Raw genomic sequence first — 18,610 nt, forward strand, 5'->3', positions numbered from 1 at the left:
CCCCGGTCCGGTACGGTCTGGTCCTCCCGCTGCGCGCCGGATAGAACAGGAGCATGACAACCAGACCGACATCGACCTCCCCTGCCCCGCCCGCGCTCCTCGACCGCGGCCTCCCGTCGACGAGGCTGGGCTGATGGCCCCGCCCACCGCCTTCGGGGCGGACAGTACCGCCCTGGACGTGGTCGACGGCGTCGACCTCCTGGGACGCGCCGCCATCGTGACGGGCGGCTCCGCGGGCATCGGGGTCGAGACCGCCCGGGCGCTGGCCCATGCGGGTGCCGCGGTGACCCTCGCCGTCCGAGATGTCGAGGCCGGCCGGCGCGCCGCCGTCGACATCCGGCGCAGCAGTCCCGGCGCCACCGTGCACGTCCGGACGCTGGATCTCGCGGACCCGGGATCCGTGGGCCGCTTCACCGAGGACTGGACCGGGCCGCTCCATCTGCTCGTCAACAACGCAGGTGTCATGATGACGCCGGAGCTGCGGACCCCGCAGGGGTGGGAGCTGCAGTTCGCCACGAATCACCTGGGCCACTTCGCCCTCGCCACAGGACTCCACCGCGCGCTCGCGGCGGCCGGGGGTGCGCGCATCGTGTCCGTGAGTTCGAGCGGCCACGGGAGCTCGGACATCGCCTACGACGACCTGTTCTTCGACCGTCGCCCGTATGACGCGGGGCACGCCTACGGCCAGTCCAAGACCGCGAACGTGCTCTTCGCGGTCGAGGCGACGCAGCGCTGGGCGGAGGACGGCGTCACTGCGAACGCCGTCATGCCGGGCGGGGTCTGGACCGGGCTCCAGCGGCACTGGGACCCCGAGGAGCTCGCCGCCACGAAGGCCCGGGTCGCAGCGCAGGGCTTCACCGTGAAGACGCCCGCGCAGGGCGCCGCCACATCGGTGTTCGCCGCGACGTCCCCCCTGCTCGAGGGACTCGGCGGCCGGTACTTCGAGGACTGCCGGGAAGCCGACGTCGTGCCGGCGATTGTCGACGGGCTCCACGGCGTCCGGGACTACGCGCTGGATCCGGTCAGCGCCCGGCGGCTGTGGGAGGTCTCGCTCGGGATCCTGGCCGGCGCATGACCCCGGGGACGCGAGAGGAGGGCGGACCCCTCCGGGTCCGCCCTCCTCGTGCTACGCGCCGGAGCTGCTAGTAGAGCGCGGCTTCCGACTCGGTGGCCGGCGTATCGCCGTGACCGAGGTTCGCGGCGAGCTTCGCGCCGAGTTCGGCGTCCACGTTGGCCCAGTACTGGATGGCCCGCGCGCGGATCTCGTCGCTCTGCACGCCGCCCACGGCGCCGGTGATGGTCTCGAGGAAGCGGGCACGCTCGGCGTCGTCGAACACCTCGCGGTAGAGCGTCCCGGCCTGGCCGAAGTCGTCGTCCTCTGCATGCAGCGAGTGGGCCGCATACACGAGGTCGCCGTCGTTCTCCCAGCCGCCGTGCGCGCCGTACTGCGCCGGATCGGCGGCGGGGCCGCCGACGGAGTTCGGTGCGTAGACCGGGGTGGAGGCTGCATTGAAGTGGTAGCGCGCCGCGCCGTCCTTCGAGTAGTTCCGCACCTCGTTCTTCGGCATGTTCACGGGCAGCTGCGCGTGGTTGGTGCCCACGCGGTAGCGGTGCGCGTCGGCGTAGGAGAAGATCCGTGCCTGCAGCATGCGGTCAGGGCTCGCCGCGATACCGGGCACGAAGTTCGACGGCGCGAACGTGGCCTGCTCGATCTGCGCGAAGTAGTTCTCCGGGTTGCGGTTCAGCGTGAGCCTGCCGACCGGGACCAGCGGGTAGTCGGCCTGAGGCCACACCTTCGTGAGGTCGAACGGGTTGAAGCGGTACGTCTTCGCGTCGTCGTACGGCATGATCTGGACCTTGAGGTCCCAGCTCGGGTGGTTGCCCTTGGCGATGTTCTCCGAGAGGTCGCGCAGGTGGTGGTCGGCGTCCGACCCGGCGAGCGCCTCGGCCTCGTCGACCGTCAGCACCTCGTGGCCCTGGGCGGACTTGAAGTGGTACTTGACCCAGAACTTCTCGTTGGACTCGTTGATCCACATGTAGGTGTGCGAGCCGTAGCCGTTCATGGTGCGCCACGAGTTCGGCAGGCCGCGATCGCCCATCAGCCAGGTCACCTGGTGCGCGGATTCGGGGCTGAGGGTCCAGAAGTCCCACTGCATGTCGGCATCGCGCAGGTTGGTGCCGGGCAGGCGCTTCTGCGAGTGGATGAAATCGGGGAACTTGATGCCGTCGCGGATGAAGAACACCGGGGTGTTGTTGCCCACGAGATCGTAGTTGCCCTCGGACGTGTAGAACTTCAGGGCGAAGCCGCGCGGGTCGCGCCAGGTGTCGGGGGAGCCCTGCTCGCCGGCCACGGAGGAGAAGCGCAGGAGCGTCTCGGTCGTCGTGCCCTTCTGGAAGAGCGCGGCACGCGTGTACATGCTGACGTCCTCGGTCGTCTCGAAGACGCCGAACGCTCCGCCGCCCTTGGCATGGACCACACGCTCGGGGACGCGCTCGCGGTTGAACTGGGCCAGCTTCTCGATGAGGTAGTGGTCGGTCAGCGGGATGACGCCGTCGCGGCCGAGGGCGGACGAGTTGCTGTCGTCGATGACGGGCGCGCCGGACTGCGTGGTGCTGAAGTTCGCGGACATAGTGCTCCTATTCCTGGTGGTGTGATCGGTGGTGGCTCGGGGCTGCCGGTCGGCAGTCGTCGCAGAGTCCCTGGTAGAGGACCTCCGCGATCTGGATGGTCATGCGGGAGGCGCCGGGCGACCACTCGGGGGTGAGGCACGGCGCATGCCCGACGGCGCAGTCGACGTCCTCGATCCGCCCGCAGCCGGTGCAGACTGCGTGGTGGTGGTTGTCGCCCACCCGGGTCTCGTACCGGGCGGGGGAGTGCGGCGTCTCGATGCGGCGCAGCAGGCCGATCGCGGTGAGGTCGGCCAGGATCACGTACACGGACTGCACGGTGATCTGGGGCAGCTCGGCGCGGACCGCGGTGGCGGCGTCGTCGGCGGTGGCGTGCGGCGACTGCTCGACGGCGGCGAGGACGGCGAGGCGCTGGCGGGTCACACGACGCTGGTGCGCGTGCAGGGCAGCGGACCACCGGGCCTCGCGGGTCGCTGCCATCGTCTGCATCATTGCTTCAGTGAACCAGTAAATGTGACTTTGTCATAATAGGAAGCAGCAATTTCTGCCCCACACGGCCCGTGCAGTCGGTACCGTTGACAGAATGAACCTTTTCGCGCGCGGCTGGGCCTGGGCGCTGGACTACGCCTACGTGGGCTTCTGGCAGGCGCACGGCTTCCTGCTGCGGGCGGATCCCACGCGGTACCGGACGCCCGTTCCGGGGGCGCCGGAGGGCAAGGCGCCCATCCTGCTCCTCCCCGGCATCTACGAGACCTGGCAGTTCATGCGGCCGATCGCCCACCACCTGCACCAGGCGGGGCATGCGGTCCACGTGGTGCAGAAGCTGGGGTACAACCTGGGCACGGTGGAGGACATGGCGCACCTCGCCGCCGCGCACCTGAAGGAGCACGACCTCACCGACGTCGTCATCGTCGCGCACAGCAAGGGTGGCCTGATCGGCAAATTCCTCCTGACGATGTCGAGTTCGGCCCCGCGCGTCAAGCGCCTCGTGGCGGTCAACACCCCGTTCTCGGGCTCCATCTATGCCGCCTTCTTCCTGCTGCCCAGCATCAGGGCGTTCTCGCCGTACAACCGGACGCTGAAGATGCTCCGCGCCCATCTCAGCCTGAACGGGCGCATCACCTCCATCTACGGGCGGTTCGATCCGCACATCCCGGGCGGCAGCTACGTGGAGGGTGCCCGCAACGTGCAGCTCGAGACGATGGGCCACTTCCGGCCCATCGCGGACGGGCGCGTCCTGCGGGAGATCGATCGGGCGATCGCCGCGGAGGATGCCGCCGCCTGAGCAGGGTCTGTCCGCTGCGCCACAACGGTTGCCGCAGCGAATCACTCCGCGGCTAGACTTTCCCCGTGCCCAGACTCCTCGCCGACATCACCCCGCTGAAGGAGAGTCCGGCCTTCCGGCGGCTGTACATCGGCACGGCGCTCTCGGCGATCGGCACGCAGCTCACCATCGTCGCGGTGAGCCTGCAGATCTACTCCCTCACGCAGTCCACCCTGAGCGTCGGGCTGCTCAGCCTGTTCGCCCTCGTGCCCCTGGTGGTGGCGGGCCTCTACGGCGGTGCGATCGCCGATGCGCAGGACCGCCGCACGGTCGCGCTGCTCTCGGGCCTGGCGCTGTGGGCCACCACCGCGGCCATCGCGCTGCAGGCGTGGATCGGCGTCGACAGCGTGTGGCTGCTCTACGCCCTGATCGCCGTCCAGTCCGGTGCAGCAGGCATCAACCAGCCCACGCGGAGCTCCATCATCCCGCGCCTGGTGCGGCCGGCGCTGCTGCCCGCCGCCAACGCCCTGAGCATGATCACGTTCGGCCTCGCCTTCACAGTGGGTCCGCTGCTCGCGGGCGTCCTCGTGGCGCAGGTGGGCTACGCCTGGACGTACACGGTCGACGTCGTGACCTTCACCTTCGCGCTGTGGGCCGTCTACAGACTCCCGCCGCTGCCACCCGAAGGCCCCACGCGGCGGGCCGGCCTCGCGACCGTGCTCGAGGGGTTCCGCTTCCTCGGCACCCGGCCGAACATCCGCATGACCTTCATCCTCGACCTCATCGCCATGATCATGGCGCAGCCGCGGGCGCTGCTGCCGGCCGTCGGCGCGGTGCTCATCGGCGGCGGCGAGCTGACCGTCGGCATCCTGCTGGCCTCCGGCGCCTTCGGATCGGTGCTGGCGGGGCTGTTCTCCGGCCCGCTCGGGCACATCCACCGGCAGGGCCAGGCGGTCATCTGGTCGATCGTCGGCTGGGGTGCGTCCGTGGCCGGCTTCGGGCTGGTCGTCGTCATGGCCACCGCGACCGCGCTGCCCGCGGCAGACGAGGGTGAGATCTCCGTGTGGGTCCTCCCCGCGGCCGCCTGCCTCGTGCTCGCCGGCATCGCCGACTCCATCAGCAGTGTCTTCCGCAACACGATCCTCCAGTCGGCGACGCCGGACGCGATGCGCGGGCGCCTCCAGGGCGTGTTCATCGTCGTCGTTGCCGGTGGACCCCGCCTCGGGGACATGGTGGCCGGCGGGCAGGCGGCATGGCTGGGGGAGGGCTGGACCGCCGTCGTCGGGGGGATCGCCTGCGCGGTGCTGGTGCTCGCCGTCGCCCGCTGGCAGCCCCGCTTCGCGCAGTACGACGCGCGCCATCCCGAGCCCTGACGTCCTGGCTCCTCCCTGCCGGCCCGCAGCGTGGGCCCGTACGATGAGCGGAACAGGCCGCCCGGCGCCCGCGTTGTACCGATATTCGCCACGGCCTCCACAGCGCAAGGAGAGAGCAGTGCACAACCATTTCAACGGTGCCAAGACGGCGTTGTTGTTCGGCGCCCTGATGGGGATCTTCCTCGTCTTCGGCGCGGTCATCGCCGGGGCGACCGGCAGCTCGATGTTCATCTGGCTGTTCGCCCTGCTCGGCGTCGGCTCGGTCGCGTACAGCTACTGGAACAGCGACAAGATCGCGATCCGCAGCATGCGGGCCGTCGAGGTCACGGAGCAGCAGGCGCCGACCATGTACCGGATCGTCCGGGAGCTCAGCACGCGGGCCAACAAGCCCATGCCGCGGCTCTACGTGTCACCGACCATGGCCCCCAACGCCTTCGCGACCGGCCGCAACCCGGAGAACGCCGCGGTGTGCTGCACGCAGGGCATCCTGCAGTTGCTGAACGAGCGTGAACTGCGCGGCGTCCTCGGGCACGAGCTCATGCACGTCTACAACCGCGACATCCTCACCGGGTCCATCGCGGCCGCCGTCGCCGGTGTGATCACGTCCGTGGCGCAGATGTTCGCCTTCGCCGGCATCATGGGCGGGAACCGCAACCAGGGCGGCAACCCCATCGCGGCGCTGCTGCTCGCCTTCCTCGCGCCGCTGGCCGCAGGGCTCATCCAGACCGCGATCGGCCGCACCCGCGAGTACGACGCCGACGAGGACGGTGCCGCCCTGACCGACGACCCGCTGGCCCTCGCCTCGGCCCTGCGCAAGCTCGAGAGCGGGACCCAGCGGGCCCCGATGCCGCAGGACCAGCGCCTCGTCAACACCTCCCACCTGATGATCGCCAACCCGTTCAAGGGTGCCGGCGTGGGCAAGCTGTTCGCGACCCACCCGCCGATGGACCAGCGCATCGCCCGCCTCGAGGGCATGGCGGGCCGTCCACTCAGCCGGTAGGGCCGGCACGGACGACGGCGGCCCCACCTTCCGCAGGTGGGGCCGCCGTCGTCCGTGCCGTGGGTGCTGTCAGCGGGGTCGCTCGGTCAGCGCATGTTCACGAACTGGAGGTCGGCCTCGTCGAAGTTCTTGAGCAGGGCCATGGTGGCCTGCAGGTCATCGCGCGACTTGGAGCTGACGCGCAGCTCGTCGCCCTGGATCTGCGACTTGACGCCCTTGGGTCCCTCATCGCGGATCAGCTTGTTGATCTTCTTCGCGAGGTCCTGGGCGATGCCCTCCTTGATGGAGGTCTCGAGGCGGTACTCCTTGCCCGAGGGGAAGGGCTCACCGGTGTCGAGGGACTTCAGGGAGATCCCGCGCTTGATCATCTTGGACTGCAGGACGTCCAGCACCGCGAGGACGCGCTCCTCCGAATTCGCCTTCATGAGGATCTTCTCGCCGCTGAAGTCCACCTCCGCGCCGACCCCCTTGAAGTCGTACCGCTGTGCGATCTCCTTCTGCGCCTGGTTCAGCGCGTTGGCGACCTCCTGCTTGTCCACTTTGCTTACGACGTCGAACGTGGATTCACTCGCCACGATGCCTCCTCGGGGTGGTTGGGTTCCTTGCCTCCAAGACTATCCGCAACCCCCGTGCGGCTGCTTTTCACAGCGGGCGCTCAGGCGGCGCAGGGGGCGGGCACACGCTGGGTCGGCACTGTGGTGACGAGGAACCGCACCGAAGGAGAACTGCCATGACCGAAGCACGACGCCGCCGCACCAGCGTCCGCCTCAACCGGGCCGTCGCCGGGTCCTTCCTCGCAGCAGCCTCGGCGGCATCGCTGACGGGGCTGGCCGCGGCGCCGGCGCTCGCCGCCCCGCCGTCGGTGGTCGCCGGGACGGACAGCTCAGAGGGTTCGAACGGCGACGCGCGCGATCTCCTCCCGGCGGCGGGCCCGGCGTCGGCCGGCATCGCGTCGTGGGGTGCCGGCGCGACCGAGGCCATGGTCGCGTCGGCCGAGGAGCGGCTGGCGGGAGTCCGGGCGGACCTCGACAATGCCGTCCTGCTGCGTCTGGTCACGCCGCAGCAGGCCACCGGTTTCTACGCGCAGATCGAGCGTCGGGTGGCAGCAGGCCTGTAGCGTCCCGGGCCGATTCGTCACCGGGCCCGTTTGTGGGTAAAGTTGTCTTGCCCGCGCTTGCTGCGGGCGGTCTTCCTATGAAGACGTTCGGCAGATTACCCGAGCGGCCAAAGGGGGCTGACTGTAAATCAGCTGGCAACGCCTACGGGGGTTCGAATCCCTCATCTGCCACAGCAAGGAAGGGCCCGCTCCTCGGAGCGGGCCCTTCGTCGTCGACGCTCCGGGAGCCTGTCGTTCGGGTGGGCCGGGAGCGCTCCTCCCGCTGCGGCGCGTGGCTGCGTCGATACCGGCGGCGGGGCTTCCCCACCACGGATCGGTGGCCGCGGCAATCCCGTGGGACGGTGTCGACGAAGACTCCGTGCGCATGACTACAGGAGAAGCTCGACGGCGGGGGACCATGATCAGCAGCACCACACGGACTCGGGTCGGATGGCTGGACAGCCTCCGCGGCGTCGCCATCCTCCTCGTCGTCCTGCTCCATGCGGGCGACGCGCTGAGGATGGCGGTCGGCCCGACGCCCGGACTCGACCAGTTCAACCTCCTCCTCGAGCCCTTCCGCATGCCCGTGCTGATGTTCCTCTCCGGCATCCTTCTGCCGCGGTCGGTGGCCAAGCCTGCCCGCGCCTATTTCACGGGCAAGGTGTCCCTGGTGGCCTGGCCGTACCTCCTGTGGTCGCTGATCGTCCTGGCCGCGACCGGGGGGCTCGGCACAGGAGCCGTCGGGCAGATCGTCTACCTCTCGCCGACCTACCTCTGGTACCTGTGGTTCATCCTCGTCTTCTACGCCGCGGCCTACCCGCTGCGCCGTGTCCCGTCGTCCGTCGTCGCCGGTGCCTGGCTTGCCGCGTCGTTCGTGATGCCCGACGGCGGCCGCCTCGAGACGATGACCTTCCTGGCGGCGTTCTTCTTCTTCGGCGCATGGTGTGCGCAGCACGCGCCGATGGTCGAGCGTGCCATCGGCCGACCCTGGGTGCTGGCGCTCGGCGCTGCGTCGGCGATCACGGTGGGCGTCCTCAACCTGGCCGGCAGGGACGTGCTCTACCGGGGGGAGTTCGCCTGGGGCGTGGTGGGTGCGCTCGGCGTCGTGTGCTGGCTCTTCCCACGGCTCGGTGCCCATCGCGCGACGGCGGCCCTCGAGTTCGTGGGCCGCTACTCCATCGTCTTCTACGTGGTGCACCTCGGACCCGTGATGCTCACGCTCGCCGTCGCGGACGCCCTCGGGGTCGCCGGGACCTGGCTGCTGCCGGTCCTGCTCGTGGCCGGTGTCGGGGTTCCGCTGGGCCTGGCGTGGATGTATTCGACGAGGAAGCACGCCTCGGTGAACCTGCTGTTCGAACTGCCGGCGCTCAAGCGCCGACCGGGCGAGGCGGCGTCGGCCGGAAGGCGTTCGCGAGCGGGGTAGGCGCTCAGGCCCGCCGTGTGAGCGTGGTGGTCAGCAGGAGGTCCTTTGCCGGTCCCGTCACGTCCCACGAGTATTCGATCGAACCGGGTCGGGTGACGGTGAAGTCCACGCGGTAGGTGTCCGGGGAGCAGGGGTGTTCGTCGCGTGCGTGACCGCGGCCGAGGTCCAGGCGGCACAGCACCCGTCCATCGGGGAAGGTGACCACCACCCGGGCGTCCTCGACGTCGACACGGTAGGAGCGGAAAGCCGGTCCCCGGTAGGAGGACCAGCAGGCCGTGCCCTCCTCGTCCCAGCGCAGGCCGCCGCCGTCGGGCGTGAAGGTGGTGGTGCCGGTGAAGGTGCCGGTCGCGCTGCCGGCGCGGTCCAGCATGGTCCGCTCCGTCGTCCACGTGCCGGCGAGGAAGGTGAGAGGATCGGGGACGGGGACCGGCCCGACGGTGCGGGATGCGGGCGGCTGCACGGCGTCCTGCATGGTCCCTCCTCGTGTCGGCTCCGACCCACGCTAGCGCGGCTCCGGCGGCGGCGCACCTTGATCAGCGACGTCCAAAAATGTTAGGCTGCCTAACTATGAGTTTCGAGACGCCGGACCCGCAGCTGCTGGCCCTGGCGCAGTCCTTCCGCACCACCCTGCGCCACACCGTCTACCTGAGCCGCTCCATGGACAGCGACAGCGACATCACCGCCATGCAGATGAGCACCCTCGGCATGGCGGCGGATGCCCCGCTCCGGGTGAGCCGGGTCGCGGCGAATCTCGGCATCCGGGTCCCCTCGGCGACGGAACAGATCATCAGGCTCGAACAGGCGGGCCTCGTCAGTCGCCGCCCGGACCCCACCGACTCACGCGCCGTCCTGGTGCAGCTCACCGAACAGGGCCGCGCCGCGTGGGAGGAGGCCGGCCGGCGTCGCAATGCACGCGTGGCCGCCCTGCTCGAAGGGCTCGACGACGGCGAGAGGGCCGCGCTCGCCGCCGCCCTGCCCATCATCGAGAAGATCAACCACACCCTCGAGTAGGGGAGCGGGGCACCACGGCGTCATCCGGCGAGGATCGTCGCCGTCCCCTGGTCCTCCACCCCGCCGTAGTAACGGTCCAGCACTGCCGTGAACCACGGCTCCTGCGGCGCGGCCCGGCTGAAGAGCGTCATGGAGGACCGCAGTTTGCGGGCATCGATCCCGCCGAACACCGCCACGGGGTCGCTGCCGTCCAGGGTGAGGAGGGCCTGGGTGCTCTCCATCAGCCGGGGTCCCAGGACGGGATGCGACAGGAAGGCCTGCGCCTCGTCGAGCGATGCGATGGCGTACCGGACCGCCGTCGGACTGCTCCCGAGCCCTGCGATCTGGGGGAACACGAACCACATCCAGTGGCTCGACTTCCGGCCCTGGTTCAGCTCGGCGAGGGCCTGCGCATAGGTGCCACCGGCATCCTGCGCCTCGACGAATCGCGCCAGGTCGTAGGGGTCGTCGGTCACTCGTGCCTCCTTCAGTCGGGGGTGCGGATTCTTCATCGGTAGCGAACACACCTGACATCGCTGCCGTCTGTCGTTAGCGTTGAAGGATGTCGACAATCAATATCACCGAGGCAAGCTTCCCCGAAACCATCGAGGGCAACGACATCGTGTTCGTTGACTTCTGGGCCGAGTGGTGTGGCCCGTGCAAGCAGTTCGCGCCGGTGTACGATGCCGTGTCGCAGAAGCACGAGGACGTCACCTTCGCGAAGGTGGACACCGAGGTCGAGCAGTCGCTCGCTGCCGCCGCGGGCATCACCTCCATCCCCACGCTGATGGCGTTCCGCGACAAGGTGCTGGTCTTCTCGCAGCCGGGCGCCCTGAACGCGACCCAGTTCGGCGAACTCGTCGACGCCGTGAAGGGCCTGGACATGAAGGCCGTGCACGAGCAGATCGCCCAGCAGCAGGCCGCGGGGCCCGCAGCCGCCGACGGCCAGTAGTCGCCCCGAAGAATCGGGAAAGCCCCGCACTCCTTCGAGTGCGGGGCTTCTTCGTCCGTCGGTCCGGGCGCCTGGTCAGGCCTGGTCCGAGCGCACGACCTCCACCGGACGGGCCAGCAGGGCGCTCAGGGATTCGCCGAGGTCCTGGATGGCGGGGCCGCGCAGGTGCTGGTCCAGGAGTTCGGTGGACTCCCACTGCTCGGTGAGGAGGATGCGGTCCTCCCGGGCATCCGTGATCTCGTAGCGGATGCAGCCGGGCTCCTCCACCACCTGTTCGATGGCGATGCCGAGGGCGAGCTTCACACGGAAGAACTCGCCGTCGAGCGGGGTGAATACTGCGGTGACGTCTACGGGCTGGCTCATCCTCCAACCCTAGCGGTGGCCGGCCCGTCCGCAGCATCGCGGCGCGGCGGCCCTCCGCGCAGCCCGTCCGCAGCATCGCGGTCCGCTGTCGCAAGGGCTGTCGCCGGTGCCGCCGTCGTCGTCAGCGCCGGCGGTGGTCCTCCGGCGAGAGCCGCGGGCCGAACGTCGGCTTGCGGAACCCGCTGGCGTAGAGCGAGCGGACCACGCGCTGGCGGTGGCCCTTCCACGGCCTCAGGAGTTCGATCATGCCGGCGTCGTCGGTACGCCGGCCGGTGAGCGCGGCACCCACGTAGGCGGCGAGGTGGTAGTCGCCCACCGAGATGGAATCGGGACAGCCGTGCGTCCGCTGCACCACCTCGGCCACCGTCCAGACGCCGATCCCCGGCACGGACCGGAGGCCTGCACGGACGGCGTCGCCCCCGGCCAGCGACGCGAGGCGTTCCAGGCCGGTGGCCACGAGCGCCGCCTTCAGGATGGTGGACGAGCGCTGGGCGTCGACGCCGGCCTTGTGCCAGTCCCAGGACGGGACCCGGCGCCACTGGTCGGCGGTCGGTGGGAGGCGGAGCCCGGCGGGTCCGACGTCGCCGGCGCCGGGAGCGGCATCCCCGTACCGGGCCAGCAGATAGCGCCAGGCGCGCTTGGCCTCGATGCCGGTCACCCTCTGCTCGAGGACGGCCCGTGCGACGGTGTCGAGCATGCGCCCCGATGACGGCAGGCGCAGCCCGGGACTGAGGTACCTCCCCTTGCGGGCGAGGTCGGGCAGGGTGGCGCGGAACTCGGACGCGTCGAACGCGCTCCAGTCGTCGTCCGCGCCGAGCAGGCGGGGGACGGACGCGAGCGCGCAGGCCGCACCGGGTCCCCACGCCCTGGCCTGGACGCGGCTCTCGTTCAGCGACCCGCGCTGGCGCAGGGCCAGGGTGACCGGTCCGTCCGCGGTCCGGAACGCGAGCCAGTGATCCGGGCCCTGCACGATGAACGACGGGTCATGCGGCCCGCACTGCAGGGAACCGATGGTCCTGGCCAGGTTGTACGGGCCGTCGGGCACCCACTCGGCGGCCTCCGCACCCGAGGGCACGACGGCGGGAGCGATGGTCATGGGTCAATCGTGCCACGGTGCCGCTGGTGTCCGGGCCGGACGGCGTGTCCCCCCGTTCCGTTCCGGGCGGGAGTAGCATCGGGCATCCGGTGGAATTGTCGTGAGGACACCAATGGCAGTGGCGCGCAGGGATCGGGAGCGGATCACGTCCCCGACCGTGCCCGGGGCGCGTTGCCGCACGCCGTCCACCCTCGCACGTCTCGTCGTCCTCCTGTGGGTGGTCCTGCTGTGCAGCGGGTGCACGGGCGGGCCGGGGGAGGAGGCGGCGACCCCGGCACCGCGACCGACGCCCTCCGCGCAGTCCTCGCCGCCCCCCGTGGCCTGCGACGACTGCGCGAGTATCGTCCTCACGGGAGACCTCCTGGTGCATCCGCAACTGTGGGAGCAGGCCGCGGAGGACGCCGTGGTGACGGGGAGGCCTCCGCTCGATTTCGAGCCGCTCCTCGCGGGCCAGCGCCCCTACCTCGCGGCCGCCACGCTGGGAATCTGCCACCTCGAGACGCCTGTGGCCGACGCGGAAGGGCCCTTCGCGGGGTACCCGCGGTTCAACGTCCCCCCGCAGATCATCACCGCAGCCAGGGACGTCGGCTACGACGCCTGCACCACCGCCAGCAACCACTCCCTGGACTGGGGGCCGGAGGGCGTCGAGCGGACCCTGGCGGCCCTGGACGCGGCGGGCCTCGACCATACCGGTTCCTACGCCCGCGCCGCGGACGCGGAGGAGATCCTCGTCCTCGACCGAGCGGGGGCGAGGGTGGCGGTCATCGAGGCGACCTACGGCCTGAACGGGCTCGTGCCCGATCAACCCTGGCGGGTGGACCTGCTCGACGCACCGACGATGATCGCCAAAGCGACGGCCGCGAGGGCCCTGGGAGCCGACATCGTCGTCGCGGCACTCCACGCCGGCGACGAGTACTCCTCGGTCCCGAACGCCCAGCAGACGGAGGTCGCGCACGCGCTCGCCGACAGCGGCCAGGTGGACTTCATCTACGGACACCACACCCACTCGGTCCTGCCCATCGAGAAGTACAACGGCACGTGGATCGTCTACGGCCTGGGGAACGGGGTGACCGAGCTGTCACCGACCTACCAGGTCAACAACGAGGGACTGATGGTCCGGGCCCGCCTCAGCCGGGAAGACGCGGGCACCTGGTCGGTCTCCGGGCTCGACTGGCTGCCGTCCCTGATCGTCGCCGACCCGTACCGCTGGTGCTCCCTGGCCCCCGACCGGCCCGCCGGGGCCTGCTCGTCGCCCGAGCAGGAGGCGGCCGTCCGGGAGCGCACCCGAAGCGTGGTCGAATCCCTCGGCGCCGCCGGTGCGGGAGCCCGCCCGTGGGACCTGTCCGCCGAGGGCACGGGGCGTTAGGACGTCCCCGCGATGGTGCGCGCGATCGTGTCGCCCAGTGACGCCGTCGTCCCGGTTCCGCCCAGGTCCCGCGTGAGCGCGTCCCCGCCCGCGGCGAGCACCGATTCGATCGCGGAGAGGATGCACGCCGCGGCGTCCGCCTCCCCGAGGTGCTCGAGCATCATCGAGGCGCTCCAGATCTGGCCCACCGGGTTGGCGATGCCCTGGCCCGCGATATCGGGGGCTGAGCCGTGCACCGGTTCGAAGAGGCTGGGGAACGTGCGGTCCGGGTTGATGTTGCCGCTGGGGGCCACGCCGATGGTGCCGGTGCAGGCCGGCCCGAGGTCGGAGAGGATGTCGCCGAAGAGGTTGCTGGCCACGACGACGTCGAACCAGTCGGGGTGCAGCACGAAGTTCGCGCAGAGGATGTCGATGTGGAACTTGTCCACACGGACGTCCCCGTAGTGCGCCGCCATCGCCTCCACCCGCTCGTCCCAGTAGGGCATGGTGATCGAGATGCCGTTGCTCTTCGTCGCGGACGTCAGGTGCTTCTTCCCGCGCCGCTGCGCGAGCTCGAACGCGTACCGGAGGATCCGGTCCACGCCGACACGGGTCATCACCGTGTCCTGGATGACGGTCTCGCGGTCCGTCCCCTCGAACATGCGGCCGCCCACACTCGAGTACTCGCCCTCGGTGTTCTCGCGGACCACGTAGAAATCGACGTCGCCCGGCTTCCGCCCGGCGAGCGGACTGGTGATCCCCGGCAGCAGGCGTACCGGGCGCAGGTTCGCGTACTGGTCGAAGTGGCGCCGGAACTGCAGCAGGCTGCCCCACAGGGACACGTGGTCGGGGACGACGTCGGGCCAGCCGACCGCACCGAAGAAGATGGCGTCGAAGGTGCGCAGCTCCTCGAACCAGCCGTCGGGCAGCATCTGCCCGTGCGCCACGTAGTACTCCGCGCTGGCGTAGTCGAACTCGACGGTGTCGACGGTGAATCCGAACCTGTCCGCGGCTGCCCGGAGCGCCCTCAGCCCCTCCGGCACGACCTCCTTGCCGATGCCGTCCCCCGCGATCACCGCGATCCTGTACGTCCTGGTCATATCCGGGTCTCCTTCATCGGCTCGGTGCTGTCCCCCCACCCTAGGCTCAGGCGCCGGACAGCCACAGCGCGGCGACGGCGGCGGGCAGCATCAGCGAGGTGACCAGCAGGCCGATCAGGCCGAACGGCACCCACCGGATGTGGAGACCCAGCGAGCGCAGTCGCTCGGCCCAGAGCAGCGTCGCGAGGGAGCCCCACGGGGTGACGAGCGGACCGAGATTGACGCCGATCAGCAGCGCCGCGAGCCGGAGGGGTGACCCTGCGGCGGGTTCGAGGGCCAGATAGGCGGGCAGGTTGTTCACGGCATTGGCGCCCGCCGCACCGGCGGCCGCGAGTTGCAGCAGGTCGGTCAACCCCTCTCCGGTCCCGGCCGCCGGGGCGAGGAAGGCATCGAGTCCCTGGGCGTGGGCCGCGGTCACGAGCACGAAGAGGCTGAGCGCGAGGAGGAGCGGATTGACGGGGATGAGCCGGAACGTGAGCGCGTCGCGGCGCCGGACGGCGAAGAGGACAGTGAGGACGACGGCGGCGAGGGTGGCGCTGAGGGCCACCGGGATCCCGCTGACCAGCGCGGGAAGGAGGAGGGCGAGGACCACATAGCCGCAGCGCAGCAGGACGCGGTCATCGGCCGCTCGGGAGGGGGCGGGGGAGAACCGTCCCACGAGGTGCCGTCGGAAGATCAGGAGCAGGACGGCGCAGGGCACGACGACGCCGACGACGGCGGGCCCGTACACGAGCTCCGCGAACGCGGACGGGCTGAGCTGCAGACGCTGCTGCACCAGCAGGTTCGTGAGGTTGGACACGGGCAGGAGCAGCGACGCCGTGTTGGCGAGCCAGACGATCGTCACTGCGAACGGCAGCGGCGGCAGGCCGGCCCGGCGGGCGAGCAGGACCACGAGCGGTGTGAGCAGGACGGCCGTCGTGTCGAGGGAGAAGAACACCGTGCAGGCGACGGCGAGGAGGACCGTCACGAGCCACAGCACCAGGGTGCGGCCGCCGGCGAGGCGTGCCGAGCCTGCGATGATGCGCTCGAACACGCCGGCTGAGAACAGGAGGTCGGTGACCACGGTCATGGCCGTCACGAACAGCAGGATCGGCCAGATGCGCTCCCACAGGGCTGCAAGGTCCGGGCCGGGCAGCAGCCCGGTCAGGACGCAGAGCACCGCGATGACGGGCAGGATCGCATGCGAGGCGTTGCGCAGGTTCAAGGGCGGTCTCCGTTCCGCGGGCCAGTATGGCACGGCGCCCCGACGGCCGCCGCGGCCGGCGCCGACGTCCCGCGACGTAACAGCGGCGCGGAGGTTGGGGGAGCCAACCGGTAGCTTTGTAGTCATGAAGTACGCCAATTCCATCGTTGACCTGATCGGCAACACCCCGCTGGTCAAGCTCAACTCCGTCACCGACGGCATCAGGGCCACCGTTCTCGCGAAGGTCGAATACCTCAACCCCGGCGGGTCGGTGAAGGACCGTATCGCGGCGAAGATCATCGACGCCGCGGAGGCCGAGGGCAAGATCAAGCCCGGCGGCACCATCGTCGAACCGACCTCCGGCAACACCGGCGTCGGTCTCGCCCTCGTCGCCCAGCAGCGCGGCTACAAGTGCGTGTTCGTGGTCCCCGACAAGGTGGGCGAGGACAAGCGCAACGTCCTGAAGGCGTACGGCGCGGAGGTCGTGGTCACCCCCACGGCCGTGGCCCCCGACAGCCCGCAGTCGTACTACGGCGTCTCCGACCGCCTGGTCCGCGAGATCCCCGGCGCCTACAAGCCTGACCAGTTCTCCAACCTGAACGGTCCGCTCAGCCACTACGAGACCACCGGGCCCGAGATCTGGAACGACACCGACGGCACCCTGACGCACTTCGTCACCGGCGTCGGCACCGGCGGGACCATCACCGGCACTGGCCGGTACCTCAAGGAGATCTCCGCCGACCGCGCGGGCGGTCCAGTGCGCATCATCGGCGCGGACCCGGACGGCTCCATCTACTCCGGCGGCACCGGCCGTCCCTACTTCGTCGAGGGGGTCGGCGAGGACATGTGGCCGGGCTCCTACGACCCTGAGGTGCCCGACGAGATCCTCGGCGTCACCGACGCCGAGAGCTTCGAGATGACCCGGCGCCTCGCCCGCGAGGAGGGCCTGCTGGTCGGCGGCTCCTGCGGCATGGCGGTGGTCGCTGCACTGCGCGTGGCGAAGGACCTGACGGAGGACGACGTCGTCGTGGTCCTCCTGCCCGACGGCGGCCGCGGCTACCTCGGCAAGATCTTCAACGACGACTGGATGAAGTCCTACGGCTTCATGGACAGCGGCGAGGGCACGAGCGTGCGGGAGGTGCTGCACGCCAAGAGCGGTGCCCTGCCGGACCTGGTGCACACGCACCCCACCGAGACGGTCCACGACGTCATCGCGATCATGAACGAGTACGGGGTGTCCAGCATCCCGGTGCTCTCGCAGGAGCCCCCGGTCAGGATGGGCGAAGTCCTCGGATCGATCGACGAGCGGTCCCTGACGGAGAAGATCTTCCACGGCGAGGCGAAGCCGACGGACACGGTCTCCCAGCACATGGATGCGAAGCTGCCCCTCATCGGGTCCCTCGAGTCCATGGAGACGGCCCGCGAGCGGCTCCAGCACAGCGACACGCTGATGGTGACCTCCGTCGGCTCGCCGGTGGGAATTCTCACGCGGCATGACTTGCTGACATACATGAGCAAGTAACCCCGAACTCCAGGAGCATCATGACGCACTCTGACGCCCAGGGCTTCAACACCCGGGCCATCCACGCAGGCCAGACCCCCGATCCGACGACCGGAGCGGTGATCCCCCCCCTCTACCAGACCACCACGTTCGCGCAGGACGGCATCGGCCAGCTGCGCAACGGCTACGAGTACGGCCGCGGTACCAATCCCACCCGTGACTCGCTGCAGGTCCAGATCGCGGCGCTCGAGGGAGGCAACCACGCCTTCAGTTTCTCCTCGGGCCTCGCCGCCGAGGACGCCCTGATCCGTGCCGCACTCCGACCGGGTGACCACATCGTGCTCGGGAACGACGCCTACGGGGGCACCCACCGCCTGATCGACCGTGTCCTGTCCGAGTGGGGCATCACGAACACCGCCGTGGACATGGCGGACAGCGCTGCCGTCCAGGCCGCCATCGCCGCGAACAACACGAAGATGGTCTGGGTCGAGACGCCGTCGAACCCCATGATGAAGATCACCGACATCGCCGCCACGGCCCAGCTCGCGCACGAGGCCGGCGCGCTGCTCGTCGTCGACAACACGTTCGCGTCGCCGTACCTGCAGCAGCCGCTCACCTTCGGGGCCGACGTCGTCGTGCATTCGACCACCAAGTACATCGGCGGGCACTCCGACGCCAGCGGCGGTGCCGTCGTCGTGAACGACGACGCACTCGCGGAGAAGGTCGGGTTCGTGCAGTTCGCGGTCGGTGCCGTGTCCGCGCCGATGGAGGCCTGGCTGACCACGCGTGGCCTCAAGACCCTCGGCATCCGGATGGACCGGCACTCCTCGAACGCGATGGCGATCGCCCGCTGGCTGCAGGAGCAGGACGAGGTGGAGCGCGTGTTCTACCCCGGACTGCCCGAGCACCCCGGCCACGACCTCGCTGCAGCCCAGATGAAGGACTTCGGTGGCATGATCTCCGTGACCTTCAAGGGTGGGGCGGAGGCCGCGAAGAAGGTGGCCGAGTCCACCCACGTGTTCACGCTCGCGGAGTCCCTCGGCGGTATCGAGTCGCTCATGAACTACCCGAGCGACATGACGCACGCCTCCGTGAAGGGCACCGAACTGGCCGTGCCCGAGAACCTCATCCGGCTGTCGGTCGGCATCGAGGACATCGAGGATCTGATCGGCGACCTCGAGCACGCCATCTCGGCCCTCCGCTAGGGCGTGTCTCCTAACCGTTTGAGCCAGAGGGTAATCGCGCGTAGTACGGCGCCGCCGCGGTAGGTGAGGGCGAGTTTGTCGTAGCGGGTCG

20 protein-coding genes and 1 tRNA gene are annotated in these 18,610 nt (G+C 70.0%); 12 read left to right on the forward strand and 9 right to left on the reverse strand.

The features are described 5' to 3' along the window. Window positions 1–133 precede the first annotated feature (133 nt). The gene (locus IWX63_RS05860) at window positions 134–1,075 is read left to right on the forward strand and encodes an SDR family NAD(P)-dependent oxidoreductase (RefSeq protein ID WP_199277206.1); all 942 of its coding nucleotides are present in this window, start codon (window positions 134–136) and stop codon (window positions 1,073–1,075) included. Between the two features lie 67 nt (window positions 1,076–1,142). On the opposite strand, the gene IWX63_RS05865 is transcribed toward IWX63_RS05860, so the two are convergent. Then, on the reverse strand, window positions 1,143–2,630 hold the full coding sequence (locus tag IWX63_RS05865) for a catalase (protein WP_199277207.1): 1,488 nt from the start codon (window positions 2,628–2,630) through the stop codon (window positions 1,143–1,145). Between the two features lie 7 nt (window positions 2,631–2,637). After that, complete coding sequence (locus tag IWX63_RS05870; protein ID WP_442859101.1) at window positions 2,638–3,120, reverse strand: Fur family transcriptional regulator; 483 nt, start codon at window positions 3,118–3,120, stop codon at window positions 2,638–2,640. Between the two features lie 91 nt (window positions 3,121–3,211). Between IWX63_RS05870 and IWX63_RS05875 the strand changes: the two genes are divergently transcribed. From IWX63_RS05875 to htpX, 3 genes are all read left to right on the forward strand, one after another. After that, window positions 3,212–3,913 carry an esterase/lipase family protein gene (locus IWX63_RS05875; protein ID WP_199277208.1) on the forward strand — a complete coding sequence of 234 codons (702 nt, stop codon included), beginning with the start codon at window positions 3,212–3,214 and terminating at the stop codon, window positions 3,911–3,913. 65 nt (window positions 3,914–3,978) lie between these two features. After that, window positions 3,979–5,265, forward strand: coding sequence for an MFS transporter (locus IWX63_RS05880; RefSeq protein ID WP_199277209.1), 1,287 nt, complete (start codon window positions 3,979–3,981; stop codon window positions 5,263–5,265). Window positions 5,266–5,383: 118 nt separating this feature from the next. Beyond that, complete coding sequence (htpX, locus tag IWX63_RS05885) at window positions 5,384–6,265, forward strand: zinc metalloprotease HtpX (protein ID WP_199277210.1); 882 nt, start codon at window positions 5,384–5,386, stop codon at window positions 6,263–6,265. A gap of 86 nt (window positions 6,266–6,351) precedes the next feature. Here htpX and IWX63_RS05890 read toward each other — a convergent pair whose 3' ends face one another. Then, entirely contained in the window at window positions 6,352–6,840 is a 489-nt protein-coding gene (locus tag IWX63_RS05890) for a YajQ family cyclic di-GMP-binding protein (RefSeq protein ID WP_043440455.1), read from the reverse strand. Window positions 6,841–6,995: 155 nt separating this feature from the next. Between IWX63_RS05890 and IWX63_RS05895 the strand changes: the two genes are divergently transcribed. The 3 genes from IWX63_RS05895 to IWX63_RS05905 all read left to right on the forward strand — a co-directional run bounded on the left by IWX63_RS05895 (window position 6,996) and on the right by IWX63_RS05905 (window position 8,784). Next, window positions 6,996–7,382, forward strand: a complete 387-nt coding sequence (locus IWX63_RS05895) for a hypothetical protein (RefSeq protein WP_199277211.1) — start codon at window positions 6,996–6,998, stop codon at window positions 7,380–7,382. Window positions 7,383–7,471: 89 nt separating this feature from the next. Beyond that, a tRNA-Tyr gene (locus tag IWX63_RS05900) sits at window positions 7,472–7,553 on the forward strand. Window positions 7,554–7,746: 193 nt separating this feature from the next. After that, window positions 7,747–8,784 carry an acyltransferase family protein gene (locus IWX63_RS05905; protein WP_199277212.1) on the forward strand — a complete coding sequence of 346 codons (1,038 nt, stop codon included), beginning with the start codon at window positions 7,747–7,749 and terminating at the stop codon, window positions 8,782–8,784. A 4-nt stretch (window positions 8,785–8,788) separates the two neighbouring features. Here IWX63_RS05905 and IWX63_RS05910 read toward each other — a convergent pair whose 3' ends face one another. Beyond that, window positions 8,789–9,256 carry a DUF6314 family protein gene (locus tag IWX63_RS05910; protein ID WP_199277213.1) on the reverse strand — a complete coding sequence of 156 codons (468 nt, stop codon included), beginning with the start codon at window positions 9,254–9,256 and terminating at the stop codon, window positions 8,789–8,791. Window positions 9,257–9,351: 95 nt separating this feature from the next. Here IWX63_RS05910 and IWX63_RS05915 point away from each other — a divergent pair, with 95 nt between their 5' ends. Continuing rightward, complete coding sequence (locus tag IWX63_RS05915) at window positions 9,352–9,795, forward strand: MarR family winged helix-turn-helix transcriptional regulator (RefSeq protein WP_334685668.1); 444 nt, start codon at window positions 9,352–9,354, stop codon at window positions 9,793–9,795. Window positions 9,796–9,815: 20 nt separating this feature from the next. Here IWX63_RS05915 and IWX63_RS05920 read toward each other — a convergent pair whose 3' ends face one another. Then, entirely contained in the window at window positions 9,816–10,286 is a 471-nt protein-coding gene (locus tag IWX63_RS05920; RefSeq protein WP_199277215.1) for a DUF1810 domain-containing protein, read from the reverse strand. 50 nt (window positions 10,287–10,336) lie between these two features. Here IWX63_RS05920 and IWX63_RS05925 point away from each other — a divergent pair, with 50 nt between their 5' ends. Continuing rightward, entirely contained in the window at window positions 10,337–10,726 is a 390-nt protein-coding gene (locus tag IWX63_RS05925; protein WP_199277216.1) for a thioredoxin family protein, read from the forward strand. A gap of 75 nt (window positions 10,727–10,801) precedes the next feature. Here IWX63_RS05925 and IWX63_RS05930 read toward each other — a convergent pair whose 3' ends face one another. Further along, on the reverse strand, window positions 10,802–11,089 hold the full coding sequence (locus IWX63_RS05930; RefSeq protein WP_199277217.1) for a putative quinol monooxygenase: 288 nt from the start codon (window positions 11,087–11,089) through the stop codon (window positions 10,802–10,804). Window positions 11,090–11,210: 121 nt separating this feature from the next. Next, on the reverse strand, window positions 11,211–12,185 hold the full coding sequence (locus tag IWX63_RS05935) for a DNA-3-methyladenine glycosylase family protein (RefSeq protein WP_199277218.1): 975 nt from the start codon (window positions 12,183–12,185) through the stop codon (window positions 11,211–11,213). 112 nt (window positions 12,186–12,297) lie between these two features. Between IWX63_RS05935 and IWX63_RS05940 the strand changes: the two genes are divergently transcribed. Then, on the forward strand, window positions 12,298–13,551 hold the full coding sequence (locus IWX63_RS05940; protein ID WP_199277219.1) for a CapA family protein: 1,254 nt from the start codon (window positions 12,298–12,300) through the stop codon (window positions 13,549–13,551). Here IWX63_RS05940 and IWX63_RS05945 read toward each other — a convergent pair. Together IWX63_RS05945 and IWX63_RS05950 are read right to left on the reverse strand one after the other, a co-directional pair. Beyond that, a complete protein-coding gene (locus IWX63_RS05945) occupies window positions 13,548–14,630 on the reverse strand; it encodes a tartrate dehydrogenase (protein ID WP_199277220.1) in 1,083 nt (360 codons plus the stop codon). The genes IWX63_RS05940 and IWX63_RS05945 overlap by 4 nt on opposite strands. 46 nt (window positions 14,631–14,676) lie before the next feature. Further along, window positions 14,677–15,834: an SLC13 family permease gene (locus IWX63_RS05950; RefSeq protein ID WP_334685669.1), complete on the reverse strand. Its 1,158-nt coding sequence runs from the start codon at window positions 15,832–15,834 to the stop codon at window positions 14,677–14,679. 124 nt (window positions 15,835–15,958) lie between these two features. Between IWX63_RS05950 and IWX63_RS05955 the strand changes: the two genes are divergently transcribed. Next, complete coding sequence (locus tag IWX63_RS05955) at window positions 15,959–17,335, forward strand: cystathionine beta-synthase (protein WP_199277222.1); 1,377 nt, start codon at window positions 15,959–15,961, stop codon at window positions 17,333–17,335. A 20-nt stretch (window positions 17,336–17,355) separates the two neighbouring features. Beyond that, a complete protein-coding gene (locus IWX63_RS05960) occupies window positions 17,356–18,519 on the forward strand; it encodes a cystathionine gamma-synthase (protein WP_199277223.1) in 1,164 nt (387 codons plus the stop codon). Window positions 18,520–18,610: the final 91 nt, after the last annotated feature.

The sequence above is a fragment of the Arthrobacter sp. CAN_A2 genome (genome assembly GCF_015752045.1).
Classification (GTDB): Bacteria; Actinomycetota; Actinomycetes; order Actinomycetales; family Micrococcaceae; genus Arthrobacter_D.

Coding starts and splice junctions, on each gene's coding strand:
- IWX63_RS05860 (WP_199277206.1), top strand. CDS start 134: ATGGCCCCGCCCACCGCCTTCGGGGCGGACAGTACCGCCCTGGACGTG.
- IWX63_RS05865 (WP_199277207.1), bottom strand. CDS start 2,630: ATGTCCGCGAACTTCAGCACCACGCAGTCCGGCGCGCCCGTCATCGAC.
- IWX63_RS05870 (WP_442859101.1), bottom strand. CDS start 3,120: ATGATGCAGACGATGGCAGCGACCCGCGAGGCCCGGTGGTCCGCTGCC.
- IWX63_RS05875 (WP_199277208.1), top strand. CDS start 3,212: ATGAACCTTTTCGCGCGCGGCTGGGCCTGGGCGCTGGACTACGCCTAC.
- IWX63_RS05895 (WP_199277211.1), top strand. CDS start 6,996: ATGACCGAAGCACGACGCCGCCGCACCAGCGTCCGCCTCAACCGGGCC.
- IWX63_RS05905 (WP_199277212.1), top strand. CDS start 7,747: ATGACTACAGGAGAAGCTCGACGGCGGGGGACCATGATCAGCAGCACC.
- IWX63_RS05910 (WP_199277213.1), bottom strand. CDS start 9,256: ATGCAGGACGCCGTGCAGCCGCCCGCATCCCGCACCGTCGGGCCGGTC.
- IWX63_RS05915 (WP_334685668.1), top strand. CDS start 9,352: ATGAGTTTCGAGACGCCGGACCCGCAGCTGCTGGCCCTGGCGCAGTCC.
- IWX63_RS05920 (WP_199277215.1), bottom strand. CDS start 10,286: ATGAAGAATCCGCACCCCCGACTGAAGGAGGCACGAGTGACCGACGAC.
- IWX63_RS05925 (WP_199277216.1), top strand. CDS start 10,337: ATGTCGACAATCAATATCACCGAGGCAAGCTTCCCCGAAACCATCGAG.
- IWX63_RS05930 (WP_199277217.1), bottom strand. CDS start 11,089: ATGAGCCAGCCCGTAGACGTCACCGCAGTATTCACCCCGCTCGACGGC.
- IWX63_RS05935 (WP_199277218.1), bottom strand. CDS start 12,185: ATGACCATCGCTCCCGCCGTCGTGCCCTCGGGTGCGGAGGCCGCCGAG.
- IWX63_RS05940 (WP_199277219.1), top strand. CDS start 12,298: ATGGCAGTGGCGCGCAGGGATCGGGAGCGGATCACGTCCCCGACCGTG.
- IWX63_RS05945 (WP_199277220.1), bottom strand. CDS start 14,630: ATGACCAGGACGTACAGGATCGCGGTGATCGCGGGGGACGGCATCGGC.
- IWX63_RS05955 (WP_199277222.1), top strand. CDS start 15,959: ATGAAGTACGCCAATTCCATCGTTGACCTGATCGGCAACACCCCGCTG.
- IWX63_RS05960 (WP_199277223.1), top strand. CDS start 17,356: ATGACGCACTCTGACGCCCAGGGCTTCAACACCCGGGCCATCCACGCA.